Genomic DNA, 2340 nt, shown 5'->3' with positions numbered 1-2340 from the left:
CCCTTAAAGCGCTTTACGCGCACCTTAATATGGCGCAGCAATTAAAGAGTGACGCTAAAGCGATTTAAGGTAGTGAGCTGCCAAATACTTCGGCTTCGATTTTTGCCTGAATGCCGAAAAATTCACTTCATATCAAAGAGTTAGTCGTCAACATAGGCGACTTTAGTTGCGGAATAACAAGACGTTCAAGGCGATTCGAAACGCATTGGAGTTTTAGTGCCCAAATAGGCACGGATTTATCAGAGTTTATTTTAGGTTAGGGTGCATCTGCGTCTCTCACACCTTAACTGCGCGTTAGGTGCTAAGAGGAAAATAGGAAGTTCTATGCAAATCAGGGAAGTACGAGCGAGTGACGCTCAAGCAGTATTAGATCTCATGTATCAGCTAGATCGTGAATCGAAATTTATGATGCTAGAAGAGGGTGAGCGTAAAACTACTCTCGAACAACAGGTGACGATCCTCGAATCTTTTTCTGAAAATAACTCAAAGGTCATGTTCATTGTTTCAGATGATCATGAAGCTTTTGGTTTTGTTGCTGGTATTGGGAACACAGCTAATCGAAATTGCCACTCAATGTATTGTGTTATTGGTATTAAGCAATCAGTCTCTGGGCGAGGTTATGGAAAACAGCTTCTCAAAAGTCTCGAATCTTGGGCTGTAGAACATGAGTTCACAAGGCTTGAGTTAACAGTAATGTGCCACAATGAAAGAGCGTTAAATCTTTACCGTAATAACGGTTTTGAAATCGAGGGTACAAAGCGTAACTCTTTGAAAGTCGATGGACAATATGTGGACGAATACTATATGTCAAAATTGGTTCGCACCTAACAAACTGTTCAAGAGGGATTCGCAACACGTGGTATTTTTACTATGCGTTGGTTTTAGTGATTAAGGTGGCATGCGGCGGCATCGGTATTGCGTTGCTCACCCCTTAACAGGGCGTTAGCTTTCATCAAAATAATCTTCAAATACAAGGAATGTTATGAATATTAGTCGAGCTCTTTTGTTTGTTACTTTAACTGTAACCACGTTTGCCTCTTCAGCAAATACGAATCAATTGCTCGGAGTATGGAAGTGTAGCACTTCACTACCCGTATCATGGCTTGATGCTGTTAGTATCTATTCGCCCGATGGAAAGTTTAAAGGTGTTGCACACTCAATAACTGAGGCTGACTCTCATCGCAATACCGTTGAATTTGACTTATTCATCGATGGCTCATGGTCCTTAAATGGTGACGTACTAACAACAAATATTACGAGCGTAGAGGTTATCCCAAAAAATTCTAAAGCAGAGAAAGAGCTTAACGTAATAAAAGAAGCTGTTAATCAGCCCTCATTATTGCACTCCGAACAAGAAGTATTGCAACTAAATAATGACACCTTAGTAACCCGAAACAAAGATGGGGTAGTAGACAACTGTAATCGAGCTATCTCAGCATTCAAGCTCAAAGAACAAAGCTAACAAATTGTTCAACTGGATTCAAAAACGCTCGGCATTTTTGTAATAGTCAGCTTTAGTGGTTAAGGTGGTCATGCTAGGTTTGGTGGCAGCGTTTTTTCACCAATTAACAAGGCGTTATGTGAATAGGGAAATTATGCAGCAAGCAATTGAAAGTGAAAGACTAATATTACGACCATTTTCTATGTCTGACGCTGGGCGTGTTTCAGAGTTGGCTGGCGACAAGCAAATATCAGAAATGACGGCAAATATTCCGTATCCATATACAGTTAGTGATGCTGAAAATTGGATTCGTACACATACTGAGTTGTTTTTAAGTGGTAAAGGTATTGTCTATGCCATTGTCCTAAAAGAGAGTTCTGAGCTTATTGGTGCTATTAGTTTTCCAAAACTGGAAAATGGTTTGGGTATTCTGGGCTATTGGTTAGGCGTTCCTTACTGGGGCTGTGGTTATGCTACAGAAGCATCTAAGGTTTTGATTTCATTTTCAAAAAAGCATTATGGGTTAACAAGGTTAAAAGTAATGCATTTAGTTGGAAATGAGCGTTCAAAATCAGTCATTGAAAAGCTCGGTGTAAAATACGTAGGCGATCAGACAAACCGCATGCAAGGTAAAGATCGTGAAGTAAGTGTTTATATATCAGAGGCATAAATTCACATAACAAACAGTTCAAGAGGGATTCAGCACGCGTGGCATTTTTGGTATGCGTTGATTTAGGTGTTGAAGTGCCATGCAGCGGCTTGGTCATTGCGTGCTTCACCCCTTAACTGGGCGTTAGTTTTCAGAGGAATTTCGGCATATGGAGTATGCAAAGGAATATACGAAAGTAGAGAAAATTGTACGGGTTTCACTTTTTGCTTTTGTGGGTTTTATTTTAATC

Annotated in this window: 4 protein-coding genes; all 4 read left to right on the top strand. The window is 40.1% G+C overall.

Annotated elements, in window-relative coordinates; all coding sequences use genetic code 11:
- Window positions 1-324 precede the first annotated feature (324 nt).
- The 4 genes from AK965_RS20165 (at window position 325) to AK965_RS20980 (ending at window position 2227) form a co-directional block, all read left to right on the top strand.
- A complete protein-coding gene (locus AK965_RS20165) occupies window positions 325-828 on the top strand; it encodes a GNAT family N-acetyltransferase (RefSeq protein WP_099081250.1) in 504 nt (167 codons plus the stop codon).
- 154 nt (window positions 829-982) lie between these two features.
- Entirely contained in the window at window positions 983-1462 is a 480-nt protein-coding gene (locus AK965_RS20155; protein ID WP_099081249.1) for a hypothetical protein, read from the top strand.
- A gap of 133 nt (window positions 1463-1595) precedes the next feature.
- Window positions 1596-2111: a GNAT family N-acetyltransferase gene (locus AK965_RS20150; RefSeq protein ID WP_099081251.1), complete on the top strand. Its 516-nt coding sequence runs from the start codon at window positions 1596-1598 to the stop codon at window positions 2109-2111.
- Window positions 2099-2227 carry a DUF3265 domain-containing protein gene (locus tag AK965_RS20980; protein WP_072609596.1) on the top strand — a complete coding sequence of 43 codons (129 nt, stop codon included), beginning with the start codon at window positions 2099-2101 and terminating at the stop codon, window positions 2225-2227. Before AK965_RS20150 ends, AK965_RS20980 begins: the two co-directional genes overlap by 13 nt.
- Window positions 2228-2340 lie beyond the last annotated feature (113 nt).

The organism is Vibrio sp. PID17_43, assembly GCF_002608565.1.
Lineage (GTDB): Bacteria > Pseudomonadota > Gammaproteobacteria > Enterobacterales > Vibrionaceae > Vibrio.
Note: the sequence above shows the minus strand (reverse complement) of the source record. Positions and strands in the feature narration are given on the sequence as shown.

What these genes read in the sequence shown, in the direction of transcription:
- AK965_RS20155 (WP_099081249.1), top strand. Translation starts at nt 983, where the DNA reads ATGAATATTAGTCGAGCTCTTTTGTTTGTTACTTTAACTGTAACCACG.
- AK965_RS20150 (WP_099081251.1), top strand. Translation starts at nt 1,596, where the DNA reads ATGCAGCAAGCAATTGAAAGTGAAAGACTAATATTACGACCATTTTCT.
- AK965_RS20165 (WP_099081250.1), top strand. Translation starts at nt 325, where the DNA reads ATGCAAATCAGGGAAGTACGAGCGAGTGACGCTCAAGCAGTATTAGAT.